The 21,156-nt window shown below is 46.9% G+C and carries 27 protein-coding genes; all 27 read right to left on the bottom strand.

The annotated features are described in order from the left end of the window. Positions 1 to 7 precede the first annotated feature (7 nt). Positions 8 to 517 carry a chemotaxis protein CheD gene (locus tag A5867_RS01390; RefSeq protein WP_005226629.1) on the bottom strand — a complete coding sequence of 170 codons (510 nt, stop codon included), beginning with the start codon at positions 515 to 517 and terminating at the stop codon, positions 8 to 10. Beyond that, complete coding sequence (locus A5867_RS01385; protein ID WP_010748543.1) at positions 489 to 992, bottom strand: chemotaxis protein CheW; 504 nt, start codon at positions 990 to 992, stop codon at positions 489 to 491. Before A5867_RS01385 ends, A5867_RS01390 begins: the two co-directional genes overlap by 29 nt. An 18-nt stretch (positions 993 to 1,010) precedes the next feature. Then, complete coding sequence (locus tag A5867_RS01380; RefSeq protein ID WP_005226627.1) at positions 1,011 to 2,306, bottom strand: methyl-accepting chemotaxis protein; 1,296 nt, start codon at positions 2,304 to 2,306, stop codon at positions 1,011 to 1,013. Positions 2,307 to 2,460: 154 nt separating this feature from the next. Next, positions 2,461 to 3,171 (bottom strand): ATP-binding cassette domain-containing protein, encoded by a 711-nt coding sequence (locus tag A5867_RS01375; RefSeq protein ID WP_005226626.1) that lies wholly within the window; start codon positions 3,169 to 3,171, stop codon positions 2,461 to 2,463. A 12-nt stretch (positions 3,172 to 3,183) separates the two neighbouring features. Beyond that, positions 3,184 to 3,966 (bottom strand): flagellar hook basal-body protein, encoded by a 783-nt coding sequence (locus A5867_RS18280; protein ID WP_087626715.1) that lies wholly within the window; start codon positions 3,964 to 3,966, stop codon positions 3,184 to 3,186. 10 nt (positions 3,967 to 3,976) lie between these two features. Beyond that, positions 3,977 to 4,678: a flagellar hook-basal body complex protein gene (locus A5867_RS01365; RefSeq protein WP_061053556.1), complete on the bottom strand. Its 702-nt coding sequence runs from the start codon at positions 4,676 to 4,678 to the stop codon at positions 3,977 to 3,979. Further along, a complete protein-coding gene (locus tag A5867_RS01360) occupies positions 4,675 to 5,382 on the bottom strand; it encodes a FliA/WhiG family RNA polymerase sigma factor (protein ID WP_005226623.1) in 708 nt (235 codons plus the stop codon). The genes A5867_RS01365 and A5867_RS01360 overlap by 4 nt, the downstream gene beginning before the upstream one ends. A gap of 30 nt (positions 5,383 to 5,412) precedes the next feature. Next, complete coding sequence (flhA, locus tag A5867_RS01355; protein WP_005232779.1) at positions 5,413 to 7,488, bottom strand: flagellar biosynthesis protein FlhA; 2,076 nt, start codon at positions 7,486 to 7,488, stop codon at positions 5,413 to 5,415. Positions 7,489 to 7,507: 19 nt separating this feature from the next. Beyond that, positions 7,508 to 8,575, bottom strand: coding sequence for an EscU/YscU/HrcU family type III secretion system export apparatus switch protein (locus A5867_RS01350; RefSeq protein ID WP_016609019.1), 1,068 nt, complete (start codon positions 8,573 to 8,575; stop codon positions 7,508 to 7,510). A gap of 30 nt (positions 8,576 to 8,605) precedes the next feature. Then, positions 8,606 to 9,355, bottom strand: a complete 750-nt coding sequence (fliR, locus tag A5867_RS01345; RefSeq protein WP_005232781.1) for a flagellar biosynthetic protein FliR — start codon at positions 9,353 to 9,355, stop codon at positions 8,606 to 8,608. Positions 9,356 to 9,367: 12 nt separating this feature from the next. Further along, on the bottom strand, positions 9,368 to 9,631 hold the full coding sequence (fliQ, locus tag A5867_RS01340) for a flagellar biosynthesis protein FliQ (RefSeq protein ID WP_005226613.1): 264 nt from the start codon (positions 9,629 to 9,631) through the stop codon (positions 9,368 to 9,370). Between the two features lie 25 nt (positions 9,632 to 9,656). Further along, a complete protein-coding gene (gene fliP / locus A5867_RS01335) occupies positions 9,657 to 10,421 on the bottom strand; it encodes a flagellar type III secretion system pore protein FliP (RefSeq protein ID WP_005232783.1) in 765 nt (254 codons plus the stop codon). After that, the gene (locus tag A5867_RS01330; protein ID WP_005231716.1) at positions 10,418 to 10,783 is read right to left on the bottom strand and encodes a flagellar biosynthetic protein FliO; all 366 of its coding nucleotides are present in this window, start codon (positions 10,781 to 10,783) and stop codon (positions 10,418 to 10,420) included. Before A5867_RS01330 ends, fliP begins: the two co-directional genes overlap by 4 nt. A 14-nt stretch (positions 10,784 to 10,797) precedes the next feature. After that, complete coding sequence (locus A5867_RS01325) at positions 10,798 to 11,301, bottom strand: flagellar basal body-associated FliL family protein (protein ID WP_087626714.1); 504 nt, start codon at positions 11,299 to 11,301, stop codon at positions 10,798 to 10,800. 11 nt (positions 11,302 to 11,312) lie between these two features. Beyond that, positions 11,313 to 11,510 (bottom strand): flagellar FlbD family protein, encoded by a 198-nt coding sequence (locus tag A5867_RS01320; RefSeq protein ID WP_005226609.1) that lies wholly within the window; start codon positions 11,508 to 11,510, stop codon positions 11,313 to 11,315. Positions 11,511 to 11,545: 35 nt separating this feature from the next. After that, positions 11,546 to 12,442 (bottom strand): flagellar hook-basal body complex protein, encoded by an 897-nt coding sequence (locus tag A5867_RS01315; protein ID WP_087626713.1) that lies wholly within the window; start codon positions 12,440 to 12,442, stop codon positions 11,546 to 11,548. A 78-nt stretch (positions 12,443 to 12,520) separates the two neighbouring features. After that, positions 12,521 to 12,883 carry a flagellar protein gene (locus A5867_RS01310; RefSeq protein WP_015508733.1) on the bottom strand — a complete coding sequence of 121 codons (363 nt, stop codon included), beginning with the start codon at positions 12,881 to 12,883 and terminating at the stop codon, positions 12,521 to 12,523. Continuing rightward, positions 12,880 to 13,311 (bottom strand): flagellar hook capping FlgD N-terminal domain-containing protein, encoded by a 432-nt coding sequence (locus A5867_RS01305; protein WP_003129052.1) that lies wholly within the window; start codon positions 13,309 to 13,311, stop codon positions 12,880 to 12,882. Before A5867_RS01305 ends, A5867_RS01310 begins: the two co-directional genes overlap by 4 nt. Before the next feature lie 12 nt (positions 13,312 to 13,323). After that, on the bottom strand, positions 13,324 to 14,697 hold the full coding sequence (locus A5867_RS01300) for a flagellar hook-length control protein FliK (RefSeq protein WP_087626712.1): 1,374 nt from the start codon (positions 14,695 to 14,697) through the stop codon (positions 13,324 to 13,326). Positions 14,698 to 14,762: 65 nt separating this feature from the next. Next, positions 14,763 to 15,182: a flagellar export protein FliJ gene (gene fliJ, locus A5867_RS01295; RefSeq protein ID WP_005232789.1), complete on the bottom strand. Its 420-nt coding sequence runs from the start codon at positions 15,180 to 15,182 to the stop codon at positions 14,763 to 14,765. A gap of 22 nt (positions 15,183 to 15,204) precedes the next feature. Then, the gene (gene fliI / locus A5867_RS01290; protein ID WP_087626711.1) at positions 15,205 to 16,557 is read right to left on the bottom strand and encodes a flagellar protein export ATPase FliI; all 1,353 of its coding nucleotides are present in this window, start codon (positions 16,555 to 16,557) and stop codon (positions 15,205 to 15,207) included. Continuing rightward, the gene (locus A5867_RS01285) at positions 16,554 to 17,312 is read right to left on the bottom strand and encodes a hypothetical protein (RefSeq protein ID WP_087626710.1); all 759 of its coding nucleotides are present in this window, start codon (positions 17,310 to 17,312) and stop codon (positions 16,554 to 16,556) included. The genes fliI and A5867_RS01285 overlap by 4 nt, the downstream gene beginning before the upstream one ends. Continuing rightward, entirely contained in the window at positions 17,296 to 18,300 is a 1,005-nt protein-coding gene (gene fliG, locus A5867_RS01280; protein WP_005226586.1) for a flagellar motor switch protein FliG, read from the bottom strand. Before fliG ends, A5867_RS01285 begins: the two co-directional genes overlap by 17 nt. Positions 18,301 to 18,310: 10 nt before the next feature. Beyond that, positions 18,311 to 19,933: a flagellar basal-body MS-ring/collar protein FliF gene (fliF, locus tag A5867_RS01275; protein WP_170927485.1), complete on the bottom strand. Its 1,623-nt coding sequence runs from the start codon at positions 19,931 to 19,933 to the stop codon at positions 18,311 to 18,313. A 27-nt stretch (positions 19,934 to 19,960) separates the two neighbouring features. After that, positions 19,961 to 20,284, bottom strand: a complete 324-nt coding sequence (gene fliE / locus A5867_RS01270; RefSeq protein WP_087626708.1) for a flagellar hook-basal body complex protein FliE — start codon at positions 20,282 to 20,284, stop codon at positions 19,961 to 19,963. Between the two features lie 7 nt (positions 20,285 to 20,291). After that, positions 20,292 to 20,708: a flagellar basal body rod protein FlgC gene (flgC, locus tag A5867_RS01265; RefSeq protein ID WP_003129038.1), complete on the bottom strand. Its 417-nt coding sequence runs from the start codon at positions 20,706 to 20,708 to the stop codon at positions 20,292 to 20,294. A gap of 21 nt (positions 20,709 to 20,729) precedes the next feature. Next, positions 20,730 to 21,092 (bottom strand): flagellar basal body rod protein FlgB, encoded by a 363-nt coding sequence (gene flgB / locus A5867_RS01260; protein ID WP_005226575.1) that lies wholly within the window; start codon positions 21,090 to 21,092, stop codon positions 20,730 to 20,732. Positions 21,093 to 21,156 lie beyond the last annotated feature (64 nt).

The following is a 21,156-nucleotide window of genomic DNA, read 5'->3' as shown; positions in this document are numbered from 1 at the left end:
ACTCCTTTTACAAATAAACGATTTCTTGTTTGACTTGCCGAACCATGGTCTTGAAATCCTGAAGATCCACGATCATCGTTCGACCAGCGCTGCCGCCAACATGTTTGGCTACGATCGGAATGTTTAGCCGAGCCAAGACTTCCTCGACGGCTTCAATATTGCGCTGACCAATATTGCTGGCAGCGTTAAGCGTCTGGAACTGAAACATATTGGCGCCGCCAACGATTTTCGCTTGAAAGCGAGGCCGACGGATCTTTTGTTCCAGCTCAGCCACCATCGCTGGCAATGCCAAGTCCGCAAACTTCTCGGGCTTGATTTCCCGCTTGTGCAAAAAAGGCTGACTATCTGGCAGCATAATATGACTCAAGCCGCCGATATGACTGGCTTCATCGTAAATGATCGTGCCGATGCAAGAACCTAAACCCACCGTGATCAAACGCGTTGGCGCTTGGGCGATCTTATACTCCGAGATCCCCACATGCAGTTCCTCATTCACGGTCATCATTGTCATGGTCATTGGCGGCTGCCAATTCCTCTGTCTGATAGGCGTCTAACTCCGCCGTCATCTCAGCGGCTTGTTCATAGCTGAAGAGAAACGGCAGCTCCAATGCCAGCACAAGTTCATCGTCTTTTTTCAGAAAGGCTTCGATATAGTTTTGCTTGAGTCCTGATGTATTTAGTTCCGCATTGCTAGGACTTTCAACGAGCGGTAAAATGCCGACGATCTCTTCCACGTATAGGCCGATCGCCTGCTCTTGCCAGTGACACAACAAGACCACATTTTGCCCAGTTTCCGGTGTAAATTCATCAAACAGCTTTTTGCGGATGTCAATGATCGGCACCATCGCCTCTTCAAAAGGCTGGATTCCCAGCACGAAATCTGCCACTTCTGGCAGCTGTGTAAAAGAAGCAGCCTCAATGACCCGTACCACATAGTCGATACGCAAGGCAAAGAGTTGTTGATGACTTTTAAATACAACGTATTGTTCCATTGGCGTCACTGCTCCTTTTTAGAATTTGAAACTATCCACTTGGAATTTAAGGATAGTGGCGATCGTTTCGATCTCTTGCACATTCCGTTCAAAGTCTTCGATGACTAAGTAGAAGTCTTCTAAGTTTGCCGTTACTTCTTGGGTGCCGGCAGAGGTTTCCGAAACAGCAGCCGAAATGTTGCTGACGGAAACTTGAACCATGTCTTTTTTCTCAACGATCCCGGTAATATGGGCTTCCACGGCTTGAATACTTGAAACCAATTTTTCGACAATATCAGAGATCTCATTGGCTGACTCGATCGCTTTGTTGATATTGTTGGTTTGTTTTTCGCCGCTTTCAAAGGAATCCGTCACTGCAGAGACCACTTTTTCCGATTTTTTGCGGATCGTTTCAATGATCGAACGAATGCTTTTCGTTGATTGACTGCTTTGTTCCGCCAAGCTGCGGACTTCTTCCGCAACGATGGCAAACCCTCGGCCTGCTTCTCCAGCTCGAGCTGCTTCGATGGATGCATTCAATGCCAGTAAGTTGGTCTGATCAGAAATGTCATTGATCAGCTGAACGATCTTACCGATGCTTTGGACATCTTCGTTCATGTCGTTCATGCTTTCCACTAATTCTGCTTGGTTTTGCCGTTCGATCTCCCAGCTTTCAAATACATGGAACATCATTTCTGAATTGTGAACATTGCTGCTTTGGGATTGACCGACATAGCCATTCATCAATTCGATCTCTTTGTGGATCTCTTCGATACTTAAGGCTAGCTCGTCCATATCAAAGGAGGTTTGTTCCGCTTCGGAGGCTTGTGAACTAGTGGCATCTGCGATGGCATTCATCGTCTGACGCACATTTTCAATTGAATTTTTGGCATTTTTTGAGGTTGTCGTTAGGCCGCCGACCATTTTTTCCATTCGGCTGCTTTCTTCGTGCATGCCAACGATCACCGCTTTGAAGGTGTTTAAAACCCCTTGAAAACGATTTTGAACTTGCCCAAAAAGAGAGGTCTGGTCGCTGCTGCCGATCTCATCGATATGCGACAGATCGCCAGAACCGACTGCTTCTAGTTCTGTCAACAACGTATCCATGCCCGAGTGGGTCTCTTTTTTTACCAAATAGGTCATTCCTACTAACACTGCGATTTCTAGCAGCAGTACGATTACTGAAAAAATAAAGAAACTTTTTGCTGCTTGTCCGTCTCCGTGGGTGCGGATCACGAAGAAATAGCATCCTAATAATACGATCAGGGTAAATCCTAGCGGAATCAACGCCGCCAAGCGGATTTTTTTGATGATAGCTTGTACCTTCTTCTTCATAACAGTATCCTTTCCTATGCAAAATGATCAGTCGTGCTGTTTATCAAGATTCGCTCTTCACTTGATAATCGTTGAGTCACTCCTTCTTTATCCGATTATGAAAACAATCTTCTAGTTCTTTAATCGGATCTTTTGCTAGAAAAGTTAAGCATCTTCACCAGACATATGTATCTTTTGGATCAGCAAAGCGCGTATAGCCGCCTTGATATTCATCACGAACCAAGCGACCGTTTTGCAGCTCGACCACCCGATTACGGACAGTATTGACCATCGTACTGTCGTGGGTCGCCAAGAGGATCGTGGCACCGACTTGATTGATCCGCAAGAGTAGTTTCATGACTTCAACGGCTGATTTGGCATCCAGATTGGCGGTGGGCTCATCGGCGATCAAGACTGCTGGCTCTGTGACGATCGCCCGCGCGATCGCTACTTTTTTGCGCTGTCCCACGGAAAGCTCTTCAGGATAGTGATCCTTTTGAGGAAACATGCCTACCAGTTGCAGCGCTTTGGCGGTTTTTTCCTGACGCAGCTTGCGGGGAGTGCCTAGTACTTGCAGCGCATAATCGACGTTTTTGGCAACCGTCAGATAAGGAAGCAAAAGGTCTTCTTGTCCGACGATACCGACTTGTCGTCGAACCATATAGAGATGACGGTCTTTGAGTTGTTCCAACAAGACATTGCCGACTTGGATAGAACCAGCCGAAAGCTCTTCTTCTTTCAAGAGCAATTTGAATAAGGTCGATTTGCCCGCACCGCTGGGACCCACCACATAGATAAATTCTCCTTGAGGGATCGCAACAGAAATATCGGCCAATGCCAACGTGCCATTGCTGAATTTTTTACTGACCTTGGTTAAGCGAATCATGTTCTTTCTCCTCTAATCTGTAAAACGATTGATCACGGACCACATCTCATCGGCTGTCTGCATGGCTTTCGTATTCAATCCATACGCACGCTGGGTCGTTAACAAGTCTGTCATGGACGTCGCTAGATCCACCGTCGACTGTTCTAACTGACCTTGCAAGACGCTGCCAAAGGCTGCTGGATTGGTTTGCGAAGTAAGCAACGCTTGATCACCAGCACTGTACAGTTGGTTGCCCACTGGCGTGATGTTTTCTGTATTCGTCGGCTGATAAAGGGTCAGCTGTCCCAACACGCGAGTCTGACCATTTTCTTCCATCGTCAACTGACCGCTGGCATCTATTGCGATTTGCTGCGCATCTGGCCACTGAGGGGTTGGTACGTTTGTGGTCATTGCCACAGGGTACCCTTCACTATTGACTAATTGCTTGTTCTCAGTTAAATGAAAATTGCCTGCTCGACTCAGCAGCAATTGACCAGTTTGGTCCCGGACCCCGAAAAAGCCGTTGCCTTGGATCGCGAGATCTAATGGCTGAGCAGTGCCCGCCAGATTGCCTTGGGCAAAACTGGTAGTCGTAGTCGCTTTTGCCCCCATTGACGCACCATATTGGGCGGCGTTGCCATTAAATAGCGTTTCTTCTGCACCGATGGCATTTTCCATCAATGCTTGAAAATGGGTCGTTTGTGCTTGGTAGCCATTGGTATTGACGTTGGCGATGTTGTTGGCTGTCGTGTCTAAGTTTGTCTGCAAATGATTCAACCCAGAACGGCTGATTCCTAATAATCCACTGATATTCATTGACTCATCCTCAAATCTTTCCTAATTCGTTGACCGCTTTTTGCAATGTCTGATTCGTTGAACTCAAGGCTTTCTGATTGGCTTCAAATTCGCGAGAAGTCTGGATCATCGCCACCATTTCATCGGCAACCGCTACATTGGCTTGTTCTAAGGCACCTTGCTGGATCACGGGTGCATTCACCGTGGTTCCTGCTGCGTTGCTAGTCACATAGTTTTGACCAGCTGTAGTCAATGCTTCTGGGGGGAATGTTTGGATCTGAAAGTTCGCTGGTCCCAAGGCGCTGACTGCTTGTCCATTGGCACCCAAGACAAGATAGCCTTCTTGTGTCACGTATTGATTCTGCTGATTGACGGTAAAGTCGCCATTTCTCGTATACAACCGCTGCCCTGCATTGTTTTGAACGACAAAGTAGCCTTCGGAAAGCAGTGCAAAATCGCTGGCTTGTCCCGTCTGTTTGACAGCACCTTGGTCTTGACTGATGGTACTGCCTGCCAATTGGGTCCCTAAAGACAATCCACCGATATCACGGCGGGTATCCGCATTGGGCCCGCTTTGGTAATTATGCAATGCCACTTCATCTAGCGCCGACTGGAACAAAGTTTTTGCTTGATACCCTGTTGTATTGACATTGGCAATATTGCCGCTCGTCGTCTCTTGTCGCTTTTGTAATAATGAAATGTTCCGTGATAAGACATCCAATCCTCGAATCATGCCAGTTCCTCCTCAATCAATGTGCGCAATTTGGCAATCGTTTTGCCATGAATTTGTGAAACTCGCGGAATCGAGACTTCTAAGATTTCAGCGATTTCTTTTAACGTCAGTTCTTCGGTATAGTACAAACTTAAAATCAATTGTTCCCGTTCCCCTAATTTTTTGATGCACGCCACCAAGGCGGTGCGTTTTTCTTCAGCGACCAAGGTCTCTTCGACATTTTCGGCTGGATCCCGAACCATATCTTTTAAGGTCATGCCTTCTTCTTGGTAAGCAAACAAGGTATCTTCCAAAGAGACGCTGGCTAAGTAGTGCAGACTCTCATAAATATCCGCTAGTTGACTTTGGTTGATTCCCAGCTGTTTGCAGATCTCGGTGTCGGTCGCTTCTCTTTTGAGGCTTTGCTCCAACTCTTGCCGTGCTTGATAAAACTGATTGACTGCCGCCATTTTGTATCGGGAGATTTTGGCGTGCTTGCGTACTTCATCAATAATTGCCCCTTTGATGCGAATCGCTGCATAGCTTTCAAAAGGAACTTTTTTTGAGGGATCGAATTTCCGCAAGGCATCCATCAGCCCAATCACCCCAATATTGTAGAGATCGCCTGATTCATAATCGGCGGTTTTGATAGACAGGCGCTGAACCACCCGTTCCACTAGCGGCAGATACTTGATGATCTCCGCTTCTCGATCAACTTCATACATCGGCGATGCCCCTTCCTAAGAAAATTCTGCTTAAATGTCAATACTGCCCACCGTTTCGATCGCAATTTCATTGGGAATCTCATTCAGAGAAAGAACGGCGATATCTGGAAAATTAAAAACGATCATTTTTTTGAATGCTAACCGGATCTTAGGCGATGCCAGAATCACGAAATTGATATTTTGAGCGATCGCCGCATGTTGGATCCCACTGATGGAATCCAACAGCTTGGTCACGGTATCTGGTTTTAAGACCGGGTACGAGCCAGTTGCGGTTTTTTGGATACTTTGAGCGATGATTTCTTCTAGTTTCGGCTGGATCACCGCCACTTGCAGCTCGTGGTTCTCATTGGCATACTTGGCAGCGATCGTCCGTTTCAATGCTTGGCGGACATATTCTGTCAAAACTTCTACGTCTTTCGTGACAACGCCGTAATCGGCTAAAGTTTCTAAGATCGTTGCTAAGTCATTGATGGGAATTTGCTCATCCAATAAATTTTGTAAAACTTTTTGGACCTCGCCGAGCCGTAAAATATCGGGGATCAATTCATCGATCACGACATTGTACTGCTCTTTGATGCCCTCCAATAATTTCTTGACTTCTTGGCGACCTAACAGCTCTGGTGCATGGGCATAGATGATTTCTTTTAAGTGTGTTGCGATCACGGTCAACGGCTCGATAATCGTAAACCCTTGCAGATCCGCCATCTCCTTATCGGATTCATCAATCCACATAGCATCCAGATGAAAGGCTGGTTCTTTTGTTGCGATTCCTTGAAAAGGAAACGGCTCTTCATTCGGACTGATCACCATGACTTTATTCGGGTAAATATCGCCGCGGCCGACTTCGTTGCCGCGGATCTTGATCACGTAATCGTTGGCATCCAAATAGAGATTGTCGCGAATACGAACGGGACTGACTAAGATCCCTAATTCTCTAGCACTCTGTTTACGGATCGCCACGATGCGGTTCATCAAGCTGTTGTCGATCGAACTATCCACGATAGGGATCAGACCATAACCGATTTCCACTGAGATTGGTTCCACTTGGAAGGAAGCCACGGAATCGTCTTCTTCCTGTGCTTCTTTTTTGCGTTCCAGTGCCAATTTTTGTTCCCATTGTTTTTGTTCCACTCGCTGCTTTTCTTCTTTTTGCGTCACCAGAAAGCTGGCTGCGAAAAGGCCTAAGCCAATCAACACAAAAGGCACAAAAGGAAACCCAGGAACTAAGGCTAAGACGAAGAGAATCGCCCCCACGATCCGAAACAGTTGGGGATTACGCATCACATCTGCCGCAATATCTAAACCAAAGGAACTATCGTTATCAGAACGAGTCACGATCACCCCAGAAGCAATCGAAATCAATAAAGAGGGAATCGAGCTGACCAAGCCATCCCCGATTGCCAGTTTCCCGAATTGGGCGAAGGCTTCCATGACGGTCATTTGTCCCCCCATGGAGAAAATGATCGCCCCGCCGACTAAATTGATGACAGTGATCAAGATCCCTGCGATCGCATCCCCTTTGACAAACTTGCTGGCACCATCCATCGAACCAAAGAAATCAGCTTCTCGCTGCAGATCTTTTCGTCGTTTGCGGGCATCCGCTTCCGTGATCAAACCGGCATTTAGGTCGGAATCGATCGCCATTTGCTTGCCGGGCATCGCATCTAATGTGAAGCGAGCAGTCACTTCTGAGACACGCCCTGCACCATTGGTCACGACGACTAGCTGAACCACCATGATGATCACGAACAAAATGATCCCCACGATGTAATTGCTGCCGGCAACGACATTGGCGAAGGCATCGATCACGTGTCCGCCATTTCCTTGGGTCAAGATCAACCGCGTGGAAGATAGGTTCAAACCTAAACGAAACATCGTTGTGATCAGCAGCAAGGTTGGAAACGTAGTGAATTCCAACACTGATTTGGTAAACAGGGTGATCAGTAAAATGTTGATCGCGATCGTCAAATTGATAATGATCAGAATATCTAATAGTGCACTCGGTAATGGAATAATAATCAAACCAATAATAGCTAGGACGATCACCGAGATTAAGATATCCGCCAGACCAATGCCTTTTTTCGGTTTTGAGGCAGCCTCATTCATTTTTGTTCCTCCTGTTTCCTTAAATCTTGCCGCGTTGGCTTTCTTCTAACTGATAGACCAAAGCGATGATTTCGGCAATGGCTTCATACATCTCAACCGGGATCAGATCCCCGGGTTCTACTTGGCGATAAAGGGCTCGTGCCACTTCACGGTTTTCGATCTGTGGAATATTTTCTTTCAGTGCTTCTGCTTTCATCCGCTGCGCCAGCTGATCTGCCCCTTTGGCCAGGACCCGCGGCACCCCTTCACTACTGGCATCGTAACGAATTGCAATGGCGAAATGGGTCGGATTGGTGATCAAAACCGTCGCTTCTTTGACGTTGGCGATGGCATTTTGGGTCATCGCACGGTACTTCGCTTTGCGCTGTGCTTTGACTTGCGGATCACCTTCCATTTGCTTGAACTCTTCTTTGACTTCCTGCTTGCTCATCATCAAGTTCTTACGATGGCTATAGCGTTGGTAGCCGTAGTCGACTACGGCCAAAACGATCAAGAAAATCGAGATCTGTAAAAACAATTCTTTGGCCCGCAGCAGCATGAACAGGATCGTTTTTTCCAACCCCACTTCACTCAAACCCAGTAAAACAGGGACGGCGGCTAAAAATTGTTGGTAGCACAAGTAGACGATCACGCCGAATTTCGCCAATGTTTTGCCTAAATTCATCAACGAGCGCAAACTGAATTGCTGCTTGATCCCGCTGATGGGGTTCAGCTTTTTAAAGTCTGGTTTGACGGCCTTGCCAGAAAACAACAGACCAACTTGGGCATAATTCGTGATAAGCCCGACTCCGAGCGCGACCAGAAAGACGGGCGCACACAACAAAAGCAGCAGCAAGATACTCTGCACCCCCAGTTTCGGCAGATCCGCCAAACTGGTTTGATAATCAGCCAGCTGCGCCAAACTTCGGGAAAAATAAGGCAAAAAAGAAGCTGCGAAAAACTGCCATAAAGACAGGATCAAAAACGAGAAGACCAATAGCGAAACAGCTGCTGCTAATTCCTGGGTCTTAGGGACCTCCCCGCGTTTGCGGGCATCCCGCAGCCGCTTGGCACTAGGTAGTTCGGTTTTGCCATCTTTTTCTGCCATCTTCTCACCTCCTGCTGGCTACCTGTTACTTTATTGAAAGGACTCGATAAACTCCTGCAAATAGCGGACCGTATCTGGCAAGTGTTTGCCTAAGTACGAAAGAACATTGGGTAGTAGCAAGAGAAACACCACAAAACTGATGGCGGTTTTCATCGAAAGACTCATCATCAAAATATTGATCTGGGGAATCGACCGAGAAATCACACCTAGCACCAGGTCCACCAACAGCAGCGCAATGATCATTGGTGCCGCAAGATTGACTGCCATCACCATCATTTGGCTGAAAAGTTTGACGATGCCTTCAACCGTCGTTCCTTGGATCACCACAGAGCCTAAGGGCACGATCCGAAAAGACAACAGCAATGCTGTGATCAGTCGATGATGCAGATCAAGTCCAAAAAACACAGCGATCGTCAGCCAATAGTACGTTTTGCCATACTGGGAAGAGGCGATTTGCAACGTCGGATCATAGGCTTGCGCCATCGAAAAGCCTACTTGAAAGTCGATCAATTGGCCCGCAATTTCCACACCGGTAAAGACCAGCTGGCTCAAATAGCCCATCGCCATCCCAAACAGTACTTCCTTGATGACGAAAACCGTCAGCATAAAGAGGGAAAGCTCGGGAATCGCAGGTGCCGTCGGCAGACATAGGACCGTCAACGCCATGCCGATCACGATTTTTGCCAGTGACGGGAAATTTTGCTGTGAGAAGATCGGACAAAGGACGACAAACGCCAATATTCGACAAAAAATCAACACCGTCGCTTGAATCGGCGCCATCAGGTTTCCTCCTTACATTGCCGCAATCATCTTGAAAATCATTTTGGTAAAATTCAACAAGAGATTCAGCATAAAATTCCCCGCCAAGATCAAGGTCAAAAAAATCGCTAATAGTTTCGGCACAAAGCTCAACGTTTGTTCTTGGATTTGGGTAGTGGCTTGAAAAATACTGATCACCAATCCAACGAGCATGCCGACCAATAAGGCAGGGCCAGATATCGCTAAAATTCGAAGAAAGGCTTCCCTTAGCACATCAAGTACCATTTCTACTGTCATTTCCTCTTGGCTCCTTTCTTAGCGGCTATTGAAAGCTCTTGATCAGCGACTCCACGATCAGATACCAGCCATCCACTAAAACAAATAGTAAGATCTTGAAGGGCAGTGAGATCATGATCGGCGACAGCATCATCATCCCCATCGACATCAAGATACTGGAGACGACCAGATCAATGATCAAAAAGGGGATAAAAATCAAAAAGCCGATACTGAAAGCCGTTCGTAACTCACTGATAATAAACGCCGGTACCATAACGGTCAGAGGAACATCGTCAGAAGAATGATACTTTTCGGTCTCCCCATCAGCTTCCGCAAACAAGGCAATGTCTTTTTCCCGTGTCTGTACCATCATAAAGGCCTTGATCCGTTTTTCTGAGCGGTCAAAGGCTTCGGCTTGGCTGATCTCTTGTCGATCAAACGGTTCGATCGCTTGCTGGTAGACGTCGGTATACACAGGTTTCATAATAAAAAATGTCAAGAATAAGGCCAACCCGATCAACACTTGATTGGGCGGGTTTTGCTGTGTACCTAACGAACTGCGCACAAAGGATAAAACCATGATGATACGAGTAAAAGAAGTCATCATGATCAGCAAGACTGGTAAAAGGGAAAGCAGCGTCAGCAACAAGAAAGTATTGATCGTATCACTTGAGCCATTCCCATTCGACAATAAATTGTTGATGGTGGAACTGACGTCTTCCGTGTCTAGCGCAAATGCCGTCTGCGGAAGCATCAGACTGCTGAAAAGGACCGCAGCCATGATCTTGATATCTCTGCCTTTGATCTTCATTTTTGCTTGCCTCGTTTTCCAGCAATTTCCGCCTTGGCTTTGTTGAGCCATTCAGAAAAGTCTTTACCAGCTTGCACTTGGGTGCTTTCTAGGCTTTGCTGTAAAAAAGCGGCCGTTTCTTCTGGCGTCAACTCTTTGATGATTTGGTTTTGCTGTTCAGAAAAGCTCATGACATAACATTTGTCCATGATTTGGACGATCCCGATCGAAGACGACTTGCTGACGGCGATTTTTTGCAAAATACGCAGCTGGTGATTGTGCTGGTTCGTGTAACGATTCAAATATTTCAAACTGATGTTGATCAAATAAAGAATAAGCAGCAAAAACCCAATCATTTTGACCAGCGATAAAAATGTTTCCATCAACATGCCTCTTTCTATTGGATCACTAAATCCGTCACATAAACATCCTTGGCGATTTCTGATCCGTATTCCTGATTAATTGTTTCTTTCAATGCTTTTTTTAAATTCGGTACACTTTCGGCGGAGCTCAAAATACCGCTGGCCTTTTGTTGGCGCAATAAATTTACGACGCTGTCACGAATGACGGCCACATTTTTCGCGGCTTCCGCGCTTTTTTCCTCATCCGCCACTAAAATCGATAAATTGACCTTCATGTATTGCTGCTCTTGGTTGTCTTCTTTGGCCAGATTGACTAAAAATTCATCCAATGCCACGATCGCTTCGTCTGAGGAGATTTTGCTGCTGTCTTTTGCTGTTTCAGCAGCTGCTGTTTTTTCCCCCGTCAAAAAGTGATTCGTCACTAAGGTCCCGCCGATACTGCCGCCGACTACCACGATCAAGAGGATCGGCAGTAAAACAACCATACTCAAGCCTTTTTTCTCTTTTTCTGCTTTTGGTGCTTTTTCTTCTTTTGCCATCTTTCCCACCCTTACGTTTTCACTTGGTTCGAATGGATCACCGTATGATACTCGATCACCCGCTGCGCAACTTCTTGCGCAGCTTCCGTCACCACTAATGTTTTGCCGTCTGTCAGTGTGATCAATGTATCCGGCATTTCTTCGATCCGATAAATCAATGTTGGATTTAAATAGAATGGCTTGCCATTCAATGCTGTCACTAGAATCATGGTCAAACTCCTCTCAATGATGAAGCGTCACGTTCTTAACGTTTTAGATTCAATAATTCTTGCAGCATTTCATCAGAAGTCGTAATACTTCTTGAATTTGCTTGATAGGCACGGCTCGCAATGATCATTTCGGTAAATTCTGTCGAAAGATCGACATTGGACATTTCCAAGGCACCTGCTTGCAGCGTTCCTGCGCCATTGTTGCCAGGTCCTGCAACGATCGGATTCCCTGAGTTGCTGGTTTGGATATAGTTGTTGCCGCCGACTTTTTCTAAGCCTTCTGGGTTATTGAAGGTTGCGACACCGACTTTTCCCATCACAAAGGTTTGATTGCCGTATTTTGCCAACACTAAGCCATTGGCATCGATCGCCATGGAGTTATAGGTCAAGGTTTCCCCATTGACGGTCAGTGTGCTTGGGATCGACAAGGGAGATACCGCATCTTGTCCGCTCAATGCCGTGTTTTCATTAAAGTTGTCATCATAGACAACTGGTTGACCGCCATTGACTGAACGACCTAAGACTTGCATCCCATCACTATTGGTCAAGGTTCCGTTGCTGTCGCGCACGAATGCGCCATCTCGTGTGTAATAGGTTTCGCCATTTGCTCCTGGTCCTTGTACCATAAAGTAGCCCTGTCCGCTGATATAAAAATCCATGCTGCGACCTGTCGATTGCGGGGCACCGACTGTATTGATAGTATCGATGGAGCCCGTCTGAACCCCTAAACCGATCTGCGTTGCGTTGATCCCGCCTAAGCCATTGCCTGGCGCAGTTGCGTTAGACATCGTTTGGCTCATCATGTCTTGGAAAAGTACTCGACTTGATTTGAATCCAACCGTATTGACGTTGGCGATATTATTGGAAACCACGTCCATTTTCGTTTGAAGATTTTTCATTCCACTGACACCTGAATATAATGATCGTAACATGCTTGTTTTCCTCCTTATGGTTGGCGTATTTTCCTCTGTCATTCAGAAAATACTTGCAGCCCCTTTTCAGTCCAGCTGCTATTTGATAAATGTGGCGCTGTCAATATTGGTGACGGTGTGAAGCTCATTCATCCCCATCGCCGTAATGATGGTTCGTGAATGGACATCGGCGATCAAGCCCATATCTTTGTACACGAGCAGTGATTCTTTGCTGCCTTTTTCCGCGAGCTCACTAAGCGCCGTTGAAAGGGATTGATAATCATCGTCTTGTAAGGTCAATTCTCTTGCGGTCAAACGCTTTTGCGCATGATGGGAGACTTTGATGTCGCTTTGTTTTTGTTCAAGCATTGCAGAAAAGGCTTGTTTGTCCACGCCTTTGCGGGGATGTTGATAAGGCTCCCCGGCAACTTTTTGCAGCCCCTGTTGAATCGTCAAACTCATTTTGCTTCGCCGCCAATCTCTTGGATCGCACTCATACTGTATTCTTTGCCATTTACGACGATCGTGGCGTAGCCATTGGCAAAGCGGACTTTTTCGATGGTTCCTGACAATGTTTCTGTGCCGTCCATCAGAGTGACTTGTTTATTGATCAAGCTAAAAGCTTGCTGCTGTTGCTGTAAAATCACCGAGGTCGTCAATGTTTCGCTCAATTCATTCAAGCTCTCTAAGGTCGTAAATTGAACCAGTTGCGAGATATAGTCGGTGCTACCACCACCAGAAGAATCGCTGCCTCCCATCGATGGGTTGCTCATAGATGCGGCTAAGATCTTCAAAAAATCATCCATGGAGATATCTGAAGATTTTTTTGTTTGCGTTAATGCCGATGTATTGGCAATACCGGCCGCAGCTGCTGTAATTTCATCTGCCATAGGTCTCCTCCTTTACACTAAAATACTGATCGCATGATCGATCGGTGCTAATTGCGGCTCTTCTTCAGCCGTATTGCTTTGATGAAACGGCTTTTTACTTTGTCCTTTTTGAGCCTGTAAAAAACGCTGTTGGCTTAACTGACTGTCACTTGCCATCATACTGCCGGCAAAGGATTGATTTGCCAGCGGACTAGCCTGCTGGACAGAAGCTAACGTAGGTTCTTTGATCGCTAGGATCGGCTGCTCTTGCTTTTGCAAAACTTGCTCTAGCTCATGCTTGATGGACAGCAATAATTCTTTGGCTTGCGGCTGCTGAACGGTCAGTTCTAAGCGGCTGCCTTGGGCATTCGTTTCTAGGGAAAGCTGGATCGTGCCTAATTTTTCGGGAACGAATTGCAGCGTGATTTTTTTCTCGCTTGCCGTGCTGCTCGTTTGGACGAGTTGGGCAGTCGCTTTTGCTAAGGGCAGGACCGCTTGCTCCATATTCGCTTTTGTTGGCGTTGGTCCTTGCTTGGTCAAAGGGGGAGAAACATCAAGCAGCTGCAGTGCTGGTGCCGCCATTTCATTGTCAGTTACTGCTGAAGAAGCAATGGCTTGTGCAGAAACAGCTTCCGCTTTTTTGGCGACTGTTTCATTCGTGCGTTGCAAGGTGCTAGTCGTATCCGTCGCTTGGTTGGTCACTGGCGACACTTGATTTAATGGTCCCGTTTGGCCCAATTGCGCGGTCCCTTCGGTGGACTGTTTCAGCTGTGCTTCTGTCGTTTGCGCAATCGCGGCTTGTGTTACTGAATCGACTTCCTTGATTTCCTTGAAAGGAGCGATTCCTTTTGCCGTGGTCTGCTCCTCGCCTACTAAGTCTTCTGGCAAAGGTGTTTCAAGCGTTGTTGCTGCGGCTTCACTTCTGTCATTTGTCATCAAAGCTAGACCTTCAAGCGCAGGCTCGGAGGGGTTGACGACTGTGGTGGCTACGTCTATTGGTGCTGGAAAAGCTGCTGAAACACTGTCGAGAGAAGCTGCTGTGGCGCTCGTTTGGTTCTGCTCCGTCGTTGCCATTGATGCCTGTGGCGCTTCTTGAACCAAGCCTGCAAAAGGTGCCTGGCTGATCTGGCTCATTTCTGGCGCTTGTGTCGTTGCAGGTTGTTCGACTGCTGGAGTGATTTCTGGCTCCTGTGGCAGATGTTCCATACTGCTGGCAATCCCCATTTCTGGTGCGGTGGCGGTTTGCTCCGTCATACCTGATGGTTCGAAGGATGCTGGCAGATTGCTTGCTGTCTGTTCCGTCAGCTGTTGCATCAGCAAACTGAAGACTTCTGGTGACGCCTCCGTCTTTTTTGATTTGCTACCGACAGGTACAGCGGTTGCGGCACTTGTTGTGATCTCTTTCATTGTTCACCTCCTCTCAGCTGATGCTTTGAAACCAAAGTCGTCTCATCACTAAAACCATTAGTGCTTTAAGAAAATAAGGCGCGATTGCCGAACTCATCCAATTGTTTTTGCTCTTCCAGTTGCTGTTCATAGGTGTATTCAGCGAATTGCTTTTCTCGCAGCTTTTCCACGATCTTGCGTTCCTGCTGCGCTTCTACCACCACCGATAAAGACTCTGCCAATTCTTGCTTCACGTGAAACATTTTGTTCTGAACCTCATCGATGGTGGCATTCAACGCAAGCAAATAGCGTTGTTGCACTTGCATCCGCCCAATGGTCATCTCATTGACATCAAAAAGCTGGGCTTTTTCCTGTGCCAGCGTGTTCAGGTGCTGTTCTTGCTGAATCAACAATTGTTGTTTTTGGGCGTAAGCGCGTTTGGCTTCTTGCTCAATGGTTTTTCGGTGATCCAATACTTTTTCTAAGGAAAAGTGAAATGCTTGCATAGCTGCTCCTTTATGATCTGTTTTAGATGGTCGAACGCTGGCGCTCGATCAGCGCTTCTTCACTGAACAAATGCGCCAGTTCAAAAATCGTTTGTTCAAATGGGATCCGCTCATCCACTTTTTGCTGTAAAAACCGCAGGATGGGGTGATGCAACGCGATCGCTTGGTCGGTCAACGCATTGCTGCCGCTTTTGTAGGCACCGATATCGATCAAATCCTTGGCCTCTGCATAAACGGCCATGTTTTCTTTTAGTTCCCCCGCATGTTTATGCTGCTCCTCAGAAACGAGGGTCTTCATCAAACGGCTGAGGCTGTTTTGAATATCGATGGCAGGATAATGATTTTGAGCGGCGATTTTTCGGGACAACAGAATATGTCCATCAAGAATTCCCCGCACCGCATCAGCGATCGGTTCATTCATGTCATCCCCTTCTACCAAGACAGTATAAAAGGCCGTGATCGAGCCTTTGTCCGACATCCCACTGCGTTCTAACAACTTCGGTAAAGCTGTAAACACAGAAGGGGTATAACCTTTGGTCGTCGGCGGCTCGCCTGTCGATAGACCGATCTCCCGCTGCGCCATCGCAAAACGGGTCACCGAATCCATCATCAATACGACTTTCTTCCCTTGATCGCGGTAATACTCAGCGATCGCTGTTGCCACATGAGCCCCTTTTAATCGTACGAGAGGCGGCATATCGGAGGTAGCACAGACAACGACCGACTTGCGGTAGCCTTCTGGGCCTAGATCATTTTCAATAAATTCTTTGACCTCTCGTCCTCGCTCGCCGATCAAGCCGATCACGATGACATCGGCTTCGCAATAACGAGCCAACATCCCCAATAAGGTACTCTTACCGACCCCGCTGCCGGCAAAAATGCCGATCCGTTGGCCAAGGCCGACGGTCAAAAGACCATCGATCGCCCGGACACCTGTCGGCATGATCTCAGCGATTTTTTGACGGCGAAAGGGGTCAGGAGAATCTTGACTAACGGGATATTCTGGCGCACTTTCCAGCTCCAGCGCCATATCTAACGGTCGCCCTAGTCCATCTAAGGTGTGCCCTAGCAGCGTATCATCGATTTTTACCGTCAACGATTTGCCAGTTGGCCGCACCAAACAGCCCGGTCCGATGCCTTCTAGCTGATCAAGGGGCATCAGGAGCACGGTTTTTTTCACAAAGCCCACGACTTCGGCTAAGGCTGTATGTGTCTTGTTTTGCAATGCGACTTCACAGATTTCCCCTATGAAAACCGCCAGCCCTTCGACTTTGATCAGCAGACCTACGACTTCGCTGACTTTGCCGTAGGTGGTAAAAAACGGCTGTGCTTGCGCCGTTTTGCGCAGCGCTGTGATCGGTAATTCAAATGTCATTCCTTCACACTGCTTTCTAGAAATTGGCTCAAAAAGCGCGCAATTTCTTTCCTCAGTTCAAAAACCACCAAGGCATTTTCAGATTCGATACAAAAATCGTGTTCCGCCAAGCTGTCATCTGCCATGAGTAAATAGCGAAACCCGCTGATCGTCTGCTTTTTGGTTTCCAACAATTCTCGCAATCCTGCAAGATGCTGCTCTTGGCTGCGAACAGTCACAAATTGATCGGGTTGTTCAAATTGCCATAGCACAGACTCCACAAAAGGCAGGAAGCCTGCTTGCTCATCTGTAAAACGTTGATTGATCAAGGCTTCAGCGATTGCCGTGCCATAAGCGATCATCTCTTGCTTTTTCTCTGAGCGAAAGGTGTTGATCTCAGAAACGGCTTCAGCGACATTGGCTTGGGCTTGTGCCATCAATGCTTGCGCGGCTTCTTTGCTGGCATTGAGTCCTTCTTGATAGCCTTGTTGAAAGCCGTCTGCTTGTCCTGCTTGAAAGCCTTCCGTTCTCGCTTCTGCTAGAATTTGCGCCGCTTGTTCTTGTGCATCGGTCAAAATCTGCTGCTTCAAGGCTTCCATTTGCTGCAGATGCCGTTCCTGCTCCAACTGGCGTGCACGTCTAACCGCTTGCAGTTCTGGGTCTAAGCTTGGTTTCTCAATCGGCGCTTTGATGGTCGTATCCGTCAAAATATTGCGCGCAGCTTCGGTCGTTTTGACCGCCTGCTGCTTCAATAAACTGCTATTTGACCACTGCATCTTGGTCGCCCCTTCCGATGTAGATCTCACCGGTTTCATCTAGCCGTCGAATCACAGCCACCACACTTTGTTGGGCTTCTTCTACAGCAGACAAGCGGGTAGGACCCATAAATTGAATTTCTTCTTGCAGATTTTCCACCGCCCGTGATGAGAGGTTGGAGAAAATAAAGTTCTTGATGTCATCGGTCGTGCCTTTAAGCGCTAAGACTAACACATCGTTTTGAACATCTCGTAAGACTTTTTGAACATCCAAGCGATCGAGGGTCACGATATCCTCGAAAGTAAACAAGCTGGATTTCACTTCGTTGGAGAGTTCTGGTTGCCGCTTTTCTAAGTCGTTCAAAATGTTCTTTTCGGTGCTGCGGCTGACTGAGTTCAAGATCTCAACCAGAGTATGCACACCACCGACATTTTCCGTATCGTTCTCAATGTAATTCGAGAATTTGTTCTCGATCACTTTTTCGATCCGTTCGATCACCAAAGGCGACGTACTGGAGATCGTCCCGATCCGTTCAGCGATCTCCACTTGCAAATGATCGGGAAACTGCGACAAGACGCTGGCCGCTTTGTCCGGCTGCATGTAGCACAAAATCAACGCTACCGTTTGTGGATGTTCACCGATCAACAGATTGGTCAACTGTTGAACATCGGCTTTGCGAGCGATATTAAAGGGCCGTTCCCGCAGCTGGATCTGAGTCAGTACGTCAATGACTTCTTTAGCTTTTTGAGGGCCTAATGCTTGGTTCAGCAAATTTTTGGCATAATCGATCCCGCCGTCTAAGACATATTTGCGGGCCGTTGCGGTATGAGAAAATTCCTCCAACACTTGATCCCGCTCTTCGGGACTGACAAAGTCGATGTTGGCGATCTCATAGCTCACCTTTTGTATAAATGATTCTGGCAGCAGCTTCATGATCTTTGCAGAGGTATCTGATCCTAGAGAGATCAGAAGAATCGCTGCTTTTTTTACCCCGTCTATTGTATCCATGGCTGCCCCCTTATTTTTCTTTCATCCAAGCTTTGATCAATTCCGCCGCTACTTCAGGATTGCTTTCGGCATAATTTCTAGCCGTTTGATCCAATGTTGGTTCTCCTGAATGTTCTGCTGCGGCTTCTTGTGTGGATGCTTCTGGCACCGCTGGTTTCGTTTCAGCAGACCGATTGCCGACACCGCCAAAAACGACTTCTTGTGCAACGGTCGGACTTGCACCAGTGCTAACTGCTGACGGTTGTGCAAAAGTGACCATTTCCTCCGTCACATCGACTTCCAGCTCGTCTTCTTTACGACGACGTCGGATCACGCCAACGATCATTAAGATCACTAAGAACAAGGTCAACACGATGCCGCCGATGATGGCATACTTGAGATAACCTTTGGCAGCTGCAATCGGTTCATTTCCTTGCGAATCAGCGGCTGGATCAACCTCTGCTTGGGCAAAGTCAAATCCTTGGATCGCGATTTGATCACCACGGTCATTGTCATAGCCGACGGCACTAGCAATCAACTGCTGCAATTCTGCTTGATCCGCTTGTGAAAGGTTCGCATTGATCACGATCGAACTAGTCATTCGTTCGATCATGCCAGGGGCCGTAATGGTCGTGGTGGTCTCGGTATCCAATTCGTTTTCCACCGAACGGCTGTAGGAATTGTTTCCCTCTCCATCCGTGCCCGTCACATTGGAGACATTGTCATCCACCGTCCCCGTTTGGGCTTCTTGGACGGTTCCTTGCGAACCAGCAGCCTGCACTGTCTCACTCTTGATCTCTGGGTCATCATAAGTGACTTTCTTCCGCTCGATCGAGTCAAAATTCAAGTCTAAATTGATCGACACTTGGAATTTGTCTGCGCCATAGATCGGTGTCAGCAGCTTCGCTACTTTTTCTTCTAGCGTTTTTTCGTAGGAATCTTTGATGGCAATGTATTTATTGTTCAGGCCACTTAATTGACTGGCTTCATCTTCGGTTCTCGTCAAGGTATTGCCCGCGCTATCAACGACTTTTACATTTTCTGGCTTCAGCTTTTCCACTGCCCCTGAAGTCAAGGTAACGATCCCTTGCACGGACTCGTCTGAAATCTGCTGATTTTTCAAGGTCAACACGATAGAAGCAGTTGGCGCACTTTCCTCAGAAGAAAAGACACTTTCTTCTGGCATTACGAGTAAAACTTTGGCGGATTTGACCGCATTGATCGACTCGATCGCTCGTTGCAGTTCGCCCGTTACTGCCCGCTGATACATGATCTTGCGGTCTTCGTCCGTTGTCATCATGTTGGCATCATCAAATAATTCAAAGCCCGTACTGGTATTTGGTAATTTATTGTCCACAGCAAGATTGATGCGGTATTCATCGACTTGGTCTTTATCGATCAAAATAGTCGTCCCATTATCGGCTAATTTGTAGGCGATCTGCTGTTCCTCCAAATCCTTGCTGATCGTTCCCGCGTCGGCATCGCTTAGATCCGTAAACAAGATACCGTATTCAATTCGCGTATTTAAATAATACACAGCTGCTGTGATTCCGAGAACGCTGATAACGGAAAGAACAACGATCATTTTCTTTAAAGAGCTTTGCATTTGCCAACGGTCTTTGAGTTGTTCTGTCCATTCTTTCACTTTATCCATCATTTATCCTTATTCCCTCACCCACTGCTAAAACTGCATATTTTTCACGTCATTGTAAGCTTCTAAACACTTGTTTCGTACTTGAACGGCTGTTTGTAGCGCCAATTGCGCCTCCGTCATGCGAATCATCACATTCCCTAGATCGCTTTCATCGCCGGTGATCAAATTTACAGTATCTTGATCCATGACCGCCGTTTTTTGATTCAACTGATCGACCGCATTGGTCAAGTAAGAAGAAAACTGATTTTCCTCGGCGCCTGCAACACTGGTCTCGTTTGAAGCAGCCCCCGTGCCTAGTGTCCGCAAAACGTTTTGGTAGTCCGTTAATCCTGTCGTTAAAAGTCCATCCATTTTCTCGTTACCCCTTTGATATTTCTAATGCTTTTTTCAAGATCGTTTTATTCATTTCTGAAGCAGAAACATTGGCTTCGTACGTTCGAACCGCTTGCAACATTGCCACCATTTCATCGGCAATATCCACATTTGATTGACCGACATATCCCTCATCGTTGGCAGCGGGATTCGTAGGATCATAGGTCAGTTTTTCCGTTTCATCGGCAGCGATCCCCGTCACTTTGACACCGTATGTAGCCGGTGTTCCTTCGCGACTATTTTTTAAATTTTCTGAAAAAAGAATACTCTTTTTTTGATAAGCAGCGGTTGTTTGTGTTTGATTCGTATTTACATTTGCGATATTGCTGGAGATCGTATCTAGTTTTAACCGTTCCAATGCTAGGCCGCTGGCGTTGATCGTTAGTCCATTAAACATACCCATTTGTTTTTCCTGCGCTTTCTATCAATTACTCAATACAAGGTTCATCATTTGCAAGCGACCGTTGACTTGTGCGGTCAATGCACTGTAATATAACCCATTGGCTGCTTGATCCAACATCTCCACTTCAAGATCCACGTTATTGCCGTTGTCTTTGATGCTGGTAGTTGCATTTTCAGTGATTTTCGGTTTTACTTGAGAAACTGACGCTTCGGTTGCAGCGTCCGTCCCTGATGAAGCGAGTGCCTGCTTTAATTCGCTTTCAAACACGATGCGTTTTGCTTTGTACCCATCCGTGTTGACATTGGCGATATTAGACGAAATCAATTCTGCGCGTTGGGCAGAAACGTTCATGGCTGTTTTTAATAAATCATAGGTATCCAACAATAATTGCTCCTTCCACCTTCTGTACCAAACGTTTTTTTCAGCGATGGAACAGAAACAAATATAT

The organism is Enterococcus sp. 6D12_DIV0197 (assembly GCF_002174385.1).
Taxonomy (GTDB): domain Bacteria; phylum Bacillota; class Bacilli; order Lactobacillales; family Enterococcaceae; genus Enterococcus_D; species Enterococcus_D casseliflavus.
The sequence above is the reverse complement of the archived record's forward strand: the minus strand, read 5'-3'. Positions and strand labels throughout refer to the sequence as shown.